Origin of the sequence: Vibrio sp. S234-5 (genome assembly GCF_000960595.1) — a bacterium.
GTDB lineage: Bacteria > Pseudomonadota > Gammaproteobacteria > Enterobacterales > Vibrionaceae > Vibrio.
In genome coordinates this window covers 1-556 of the sequence record NZ_JZAM01000027.1, presented here as the reverse complement: position 1 = coordinate 556, position 556 = coordinate 1, and the positions used below count along the sequence as shown (strand labels likewise).

At 44.1% G+C, this 556-nt stretch carries 1 protein-coding gene; it reads left to right on the top strand.

The window, feature by feature from the left end; translation table 11 throughout:
- Positions 1-499, top strand: a 499-nt coding sequence (locus UF06_RS23340) for an integrase core domain-containing protein (protein WP_139046225.1), incomplete at its 5' end; no start/stop codon positions are given.
- Positions 500-556: the final 57 nt, after the last annotated feature.

The window sequence follows — 556 nt, the reverse complement described above, 5'->3', positions numbered from 1 at the left end:
GGAGCTAGGCGAATATGCAGCGGAGTTACTCCAAAGAACAACATGGCGGGAAAAGTGTGTGCAAGGCAACATTACTTTGCACTCTGACAACGGTGCTCCTATGAGAAGTTACACCATGCTTGCAAAGATGTATGACCTTGGGATTGCAAGCTCTTACTCTAGGCCAAGAGTAAGCAATGACAACCCATACTCTGAGTCGTTGTTCAAAACAATAAAGTATTGTCCTTCATGGCCAATGGATGGGTTTTCTTCCATTGAAGACGCTCGGTGTTGGGTTGGTAATTTTGTTGATTGGTATAACAATGAGCATAAACACAGTGGCATAAAGTATGTAACACCTCAGCAGAGGCATTGCGGGGAGGATAATGAAATTCTCCGACAGCGTATGCAAGTCTACCGACGTGCTCAATTGACTCATCCAGGCAGATGGAGTCGGCAAACGAGAGACTGGAGTTATATCGATGAGGTGTACTTGAACCCTGAAAAGTGTGCAGCGTAATCATTCACGTTACTAAATTGTAAAAAAGACGACAACTTGCTTGAAAAACAGCGGAAA